Raw genomic sequence first — 6,881 nt, forward strand, 5'->3', positions numbered from 1 at the left:
GATCACTAGGACCCGCCATCCGTCGGCCTCGATCGCTGCGACGCTCTCGGCATCGCGCTCGACGTTCCTCGCGATCTTCGCCGACCAGTATTCCCGGTTTTTTTTCGGCATACGCGCGCCGCGCTTGCACCCATGTCCGTGCCAGAAGCACCCGTGTACGAAGATGACGGCCTGTCGCCGGGAGAACACCAAGTCGGGCTTCCCGGGCAAGTCCTTGCGGTGCAGCCTGAAGCGATAGCCGAGTGCGTGCGCGAGGCGGCGGACGGCCATCTCCGGTTTTGTGCCGGTTGACCGGACCAAGGACATTTGTCGGCTTCTGGCAGGATCAACGTTCGCAGTCATGGAAAATTCATGGTGAGCATGTTACGGATGAGAACAAACCGTAAACCATTTTCGGCGTGGGGTATGCTAGCATTACGCGCGAATCACGGGGAGATCATGCGGACATTTTATGAGTTTTTCGCCGGCGGAGGGATGGCGCGTGCCGGACTTGGTCCAGAGTGGCAGTGTGCCTTCGCTAACGATTTCGATGTAAAAAAAGGCCTGACGTATCAGGTCAACTGGGGGACCGGCGGCGAGCTGACTATCGGTGATATTCGGCAAGTCAAGATCGACAAGCTCCCCGGCACTGCCGACTTAGCTTGGGGGTCATTCCCCTGTCAGGATCTGTCGCTTGCCGGAGGCGGCGCTGGATTGAAAGGCGAGCGTTCGGGAACCTTCTATCCGTTCTGGACGATTATGAACGGCCTGATCGCAGAGGGCCGCGGTCCGAAGATCATCGCGCTGGAAAACGTTAACGGGACTCTGACCAGCCACGGAGGCGCTGACTTCGTGGCGATCGCCGAGACTTTCGCGAAAGCGGGCTACCGCTATGGCGCTATGGTCATCGACGCAAAACTTTTTGTCCCGCAGAGTCGCCCAAGGCTCTTCGTCATCGGCGTCCGGGGGGATTTCGAGGTCCACGAGGCCATGCTATCGCCGGAGCCGGTGGCGCCCTTCCATTCCCGCGGCCTTCAAAACGCGGTCGCAAGGATTCCTGCAAAGGCGCGGAAGCGGTGGCTGTGGTGGAATCTTCCTTCTCCGCCTGTCCGCAACACATGCTTCGCCGACCTCGTCGAAGAAAATCCCTCGAGCGTCGAATGGCACACCACGGAACAGACCGCGCGGCTGATCGCCCAGATGTCTCCGGTGAATATCGCGAAGCTTGAGGCCGCGAAGCGGGCCAGGCGCCGCATGGTGGGGACCGTCTACAAGCGGACGAGACCGCAGAATCCTAACGGGAAAGCTGTAAGAGCGGAAGTGCGCTTCGACGAGATCGCGGGTTGCCTGCGCACACCGACGGGAGGGTCGTCCCGGCAGACGATCATGGTCGTGGACGGCGCCCGTGTCCGGTCGCGCTTGATCAGCGCGAGGGAGACCGCACGGCTCATGGGACTTCCGGACGGCTACAAGTTGCCTCGCGCATACAATGAAGGCTACCACCTTACAGGGGACGGGGTGGCAGTTCCGGTCGTTCGCTTTCTGGCGCAGCACCTGTTCGAGCCGGTCCTCCGAGCGACCGAGGGACAACATGGCGAAACTCCCGAACAGCACAACAGACAGCACGAAAACACCGCCGCTCGAAACGGACGAGCTGCGTAAGGCCATTCGGAAGTTCTTCCGCGAAACTCTCTACGACGACCCCTCGGGTGAGAAGCGTCCCGTCGGCAGCTATCGCTGGGGAGTATACGCGTTCTACGACTACGACGGGGAGCCGATCTACGTCGGCCAGACCAAGGAGAAGGTTTCCGGCCGCGTCGGGCGCCACCTCACGAACCAGCGCACCGACGCTGTGGCGATGTCGGTGTTGGACCCTTTTGAGGTGGCGGAGATACAGGTCTGGCCACTGCCGCAGTTCGAGGCCGTGGGGTCGAAGCACTCTGACTTTAAAACGGCGAATGCGCACCTAAACGCGCTCGAGCACCTTGTCTTCACTCGGCTACGCAACGAGAGCAAGTTCAAGGCGATCCTGAATGAGAAGGACCCGCCGGCGCCGACTGTAGAAATCACCGAGCCGCCTTCCATGCGTGGTTCGATTGTCTCCGACCGGATCCAGGAGTTGCGCGGCCATCCGGACACCCGTTTGGCACGTCGGGCGCTCATCGTGTCCAAGCTGTCGCAGGTCATCTCCGAACGCGAGGTGAAGATGGGCCTTCGACGTGTGCTCGTGACCCAGACTAGGCGCATGAACTGGCTGGCGGAAAGACGCTTCGAGAAACTCGGCGGCGAGAGCCTAGTAGAGGAAGGAGCCGAGGACGAAGAGGACACAAAGGGAGACTTGGACGGGGACGGAACTGCGATTCCACACTGACGAACTGAGTGCATCGCGTCGAAAGTAGGTTAAACAACAATTATGCGCGATGCCCTTGGTCACCGTCGGCGTCGGGTCTATCTGCGTCAGGGGAATTGGGCGACACCGACCTTAGCGACGTCGCCGATCGTCAATCTCGCCGCCCAAGTTAGCGGCGTAGCCCGCCGCTTTTCTCGGCTCAAGGCGAATAGGCAAGACCACACCCAATCCGGCCCGCGCCATCCCGCCCCGCAAAAAATTCATAAAATGCGCCAACATGCATTGCGTCTCTCTCGCCGGCATTGTCGTCAAACAACACTGAAGTGTTTACTAAAAACTGTTGGGGCAGCTTGCTTAGATAGTATCCTGAAGGTTCTGCAAAAAGCTCTGGAGAGAGAAAGGCCCTTACTCTGAGGCGAGGGGCGGCCATGGCACGCTGGTGACGTTGCGATCACCGATTCCCGTGGAAGGGCAAGTGCCATGACCAAGCGAGACGTTAGACTGAGCAGAGGCGAGTTGAAAGCGTTGCATGTAGCGGTGGCAGTCACAGTTCGAATCATCCCAAGCTATCACTTTGGACGATCCCAGATTCTTGTTTTGTTCGCAATGCCCGGTGCCGCCGCGAGGTATCCTCGTGGGTCAACTGTACGTGCACGGGTTTGAGTTTGGGGCTAACCCAGCTTAGGGAAAAGACCGTATCTGCCTTCACCGTCCACGCCGGTAAAGGTCTCAATTTTGGCTAGAGGCCGAATTCCGTTCGGGGGGTCGGAATTCTCAATTATGATGATCTGCGCCAGGTTTTTCAGGCCAGCGAGATGTTCATAGAAGTGCGTCGCAAGGCTTGTTTTCTTAAGTTCTTCCTCGTCGGCTGAAAGCTCGCCGTGCTTGCTCTTCATCGGCTCGCGATATGTGAGAAGCGGTGTGTCTAGAACCAAAAAGCCGGGATGTGGCAAATCTCGGCGCCGGCAGAAGAGAAGCACCGCAACATTGAATGCGGCATGCAAGATGGCCCGGACGCCTTTTCCGTTCGCCGACCTGGGCTTACCTCCGATGGTAACATCGTTCGTTTCAATATCGAACTGCGCGCGGTCGGCTTGCGGAAATTTCCAAGCCGTCAATACTTCTCGCACGACCTCTCCGAATGTGTAGGCAATTGTGCTATCCACACCCACGTCGAGTTTGTCTGCCTTGCCCTCAGAAGCCTTCTCTTCGATCTGGGATCGACGAACTACGAGACGGTCCCTTCTCTCGTAAAGGTCTTCCGCTCGATCAATCCGTGCCTTGGTGGCAGAGAGTTCTTCGTAGAGGTGACGTGCAGCGATTTCTTTGGGCCGAGCGTCCTCTATTCTTTTCCCAGCACGATCAATCTCGTCCGACAACTTTGCAGACCTGCTTCGCAAGCCCGTTGCCTCGGCCTCAAGCGATGTTATCGTCTGACCTAGTTCACGCTGCTCAATCTGAATCTTCCTCACCTCGGCGGCAGCAGCCCTGTGAGCAAGGGCGATCTCATCTGCGGCATGATTGCGCCGCTGGACACCAGGCGGCGCCCCGCAGACCGGACAATCGCGTTCCGCCATAGTGACCAGTATGAATCCGCCCTCCTCCAAAGCCTGTAGCCGGGCAATGTCGGACTTGTAGACCTCACTAAGACGGCCGAAGCGCTGCAGCGTCACTTCGAGTTCCGTAAATCGAGAAACCAGGTCGCGTTGGGTTTCCACAAGCTGCCGACGCTCGGTCACAAGGCTGTCAAGATTGTTTTGAGCCTGACGCAAGTTGTCATGCAGGGAGCCTAGGGATCCTTCGATCTTTCTGAGCTGTTCGGTGAGCTCCTCACGCGTCGGCCCACCCTCGCCAATCTCCTCATCAAGTTGAGCGATCATCTCATCGACCAACTCAACCTTTGCAGTTCGGGCGACACTTTTCTCCTTTTTACCTGCAACGGTAACAGCCGCGCCATCGTCGTTGCCGGTTAGAAGCAGGCGGAACAAGTTCCGTTCAAACGTCCGCTGACTGGGAATTCCAGAATAGAGGACGGGACTTCTATCGGAAATGATGTCTTCCTCCGACACAACGACGTACGGAGATAGCAAGCGGATCGAGAGAGTATCTTTTTCCGCGTTCGCGCTTTTGACGATTACCTTGTTCGCAAGGCCAAGCGTCTCCAGGAGGAAATATGAAACGTTGTCGCTTCGCTTGGCGTCGAATTTACCTTGAAGGATGGCCCCCGCCGCAGAGGGTGTATTCTTGATCAACCCATCGTGCACACGGAACGCGCCGCCCTTTGTAGCCCGATAAAGTGTGACGTCTCGGTCGCTAGAGAGCGTCAGTCCTAGCCAAACAGCATCGTAGTGCGTGATTTCCTCAGTTTTGGGCAATTCCTTGGTCGCTGCCAGCATGAAGTTTAGCGCCTTGGTCGTAAACGACTTGCCGGTGTTGGAGGCTCCGTAAACTATGTTGAGGCCATCGTTGAACGACAGTTCAGCCGGCGCGACTGATGGTCCTGTGAAAACCAGGTGACGAATCGTGATGCCGCTCGCCATTATGCGCTACTGCCGGTGGGGGCGTGATCTGCGCGGAATTCGGCGGTCCAGCGGCCGATCTTGGCCTCAATCACAGCTTTGATTTCGACCGTCGCCATTCCAGCAAAGCGCTGGGCAATCCAGCGGGCACGCTCTTTGAGTGCCATCGAATAGTCGGACTGAAGCAGGTCTAGGTAGGTTGGCGCATCCTCGCTGGCGACAAACGTGACGCCAAGGTCTGTTTCCACGACGTCAACGAGATGCACCTGCTGCATGATGCGCAAGCTCTTCTCCATCAGCTGACGACGAACGAAGAGTTCACCGGTGCGATTCGGCAAGTCCGGATGGAGACTGGGGGGCACGTCCTCTCCATCGAGGTCAGCCGTATGAACGACCAAGTGGTCCAGCCAAGTCATTTCGATCAGATCACACTGACGCGGATAAAATGCTTCCAACAGCATCACCGCTCGGATGCCGGTCTCGAGGGTGCTGTTGAAAGGATGACTAGGTTGCCGTCCCTCGCTGATCACTTCCACGGAAGCCGCCCCTCATTCGCGAAATGATGACAGGTACCTTGTTTGACCTGCACCCGCGCGTGGCGTCCTAACACCCCGGAAGCTTGGATGGTAGCCGCCTGCGACAGCACCCTTGTCACACGTTCCAGGCCGCCACCGTTGGACTCCGTGTAGACATCCGAAACCCCGTGATAAACCTCATCCTTGAACGTCGAAAGATAGTCCGGAGGGGTCGAGTCACGATAATAACGATCGAACTCGGCCGCGTCGAAGTACCGAGTTCGCTGATCACGCAAATGGGTGCCCCACCGAGCGTCCTGTAGAACCGCAGCCGGGTTCTCGAACTTTGATCCGGCGCACTCGCCATAAATATCGACCAGCTGACTGATGTAAGCAGATTCGTGATCTTGCAACTGGTCAGGTGCCACGCCAAGCGGCGAAGGTCCCGGATCATCGTTGAACCATTTCACGAGCACAGTCTTCGCGTGGCTGTCATCGACGAGACGGACGGCGTCCAGAGAATACACTTGGGTAAAGTCGAAAGCATTTATTGCCGAGCGGATCTCCTCGCTCAAAGGGACGCTTGCATTCTCGACCAACTCCCCGGCTATGCCGGTGGCCCACCGATCGAGGAAGGCCTGCCTGAAGCGTTCCGGATGTGCAATGAAGGCCTGAACGTTGCGCACAACCCCTCGAGGGGCGACGAACGTATAGGAGCGCGGCAGCGTGTACTCACCCTTCGCTGCGTGCATGAAGATTTTGCCCAGCTCAACAAACGCCGCCTTTTCCGATAGACGGGCACCGAGTTGCTTGCACTGGAAGTTGTCCCAAGGGCCTTCATGCCGCTGATCTGTGACGTAAGCCACGACATCGCGTCCCATATCGCCGGTGCCGGACCAACGCTCGTGTGAGTTGTAGTCCTTCGTACGGTTCGCAAGCCAGTCGTTGACAAAGGCTTCGAGACGTTCGTCGGGCAATGCGGTGAGCTGGACGGCGTAGTTTGGGCGCAAGATATCGCTCTAGGTTCGAAACGGCGAAGCAAGGTTCGCCGTTCCTTGTTCAATTGACAAGCCAGCGCACAATACATGCCCGATAAAATCCAATGGGCATCATTTGCCAGTCCGGTCAAAGCTTATTCGCAAGAGGTCAAGGTTACATCAACCAGCAAACAAATCAGGTTGGCATTCATCGGGTTTGTCACGTACCCACCCGGCCCGCAGACGGGAATATTCCTCATCGAAACGCTCGCGCTCGAAGAACCAGATGCGCATCAGCGGATAGATGCGCTCATCGTATAAGGGGCCAACACGTACAACAAGTCGCTGTGCCTTCCATCCCGGTTGATCAGTGCGCCATCGGTGGCGATGTCGAGGTGAAGCCTATCCGTCCGCGCCAGACCTGTGGCGAGCAGGGACCGGATCAGGGGGGGTGGGTGCTCTTGCCCGGATCCGCGATCAGGCCGGCAGTCGTAGACCCGTCCGGCCCGAATCTCCTCAAGCGCGGCCATCAGGACGCAGC

Annotated in this window: 6 protein-coding genes and 1 pseudogene; 2 read left to right on the plus strand and 5 right to left on the minus strand. The window is 57.8% G+C overall.

Going from position 1 to position 6,881, the window contains the following annotated elements:
• The coding region (locus EOB59_RS33000) for a very short patch repair endonuclease (RefSeq protein WP_128290177.1) at window positions 1-342 on the minus strand (342 nt) is incomplete at its 3' end.
• A 96-nt stretch (window positions 343-438) separates the two neighbouring features.
• Between EOB59_RS33000 and dcm the strand changes: the two genes are divergently transcribed.
• A complete protein-coding gene (gene dcm, locus EOB59_RS33005) occupies window positions 439-1,641 on the plus strand; it encodes a DNA (cytosine-5-)-methyltransferase (protein WP_095482967.1) in 1,203 nt (400 codons plus the stop codon).
• Entirely contained in the window at window positions 1,571-2,350 is a 780-nt protein-coding gene (locus EOB59_RS33010) for a GIY-YIG nuclease family protein (RefSeq protein WP_095482962.1), read from the plus strand. Before dcm ends, EOB59_RS33010 begins: the two co-directional genes overlap by 71 nt.
• A gap of 650 nt (window positions 2,351-3,000) precedes the next feature.
• Here the strand turns inward: EOB59_RS33010 and EOB59_RS33015 are convergent.
• The 4 genes and pseudogenes from EOB59_RS33015 to EOB59_RS35740 all read right to left on the minus strand — a co-directional run.
• Window positions 3,001-4,869, minus strand: a complete 1,869-nt coding sequence (locus EOB59_RS33015) for a hypothetical protein (RefSeq protein ID WP_128290178.1) — start codon at window positions 4,867-4,869, stop codon at window positions 3,001-3,003.
• Window positions 4,869-5,384, minus strand: a complete 516-nt coding sequence (locus EOB59_RS33020; protein WP_245329742.1) for an ABC-three component system middle component 2 — start codon at window positions 5,382-5,384, stop codon at window positions 4,869-4,871. The genes EOB59_RS33015 and EOB59_RS33020 overlap by 1 nt, the downstream gene beginning before the upstream one ends.
• The gene (locus EOB59_RS33025) at window positions 5,375-6,373 is read right to left on the minus strand and encodes an ABC-three component system protein (RefSeq protein ID WP_095482959.1); all 999 of its coding nucleotides are present in this window, start codon (window positions 6,371-6,373) and stop codon (window positions 5,375-5,377) included. The genes EOB59_RS33020 and EOB59_RS33025 overlap by 10 nt, the downstream gene beginning before the upstream one ends.
• Window positions 6,374-6,633: 260 nt before the next feature.
• A pseudogene (locus EOB59_RS35740) lies at window positions 6,634-6,881 on the minus strand (hypothetical protein); the annotation flags it as partial.

The sequence above is a fragment of the Mesorhizobium sp. M7A.F.Ca.MR.176.00.0.0 genome, from assembly GCF_004023165.1.
Taxonomy (GTDB): Bacteria; Pseudomonadota; Alphaproteobacteria; order Rhizobiales; family Rhizobiaceae; genus Mesorhizobium.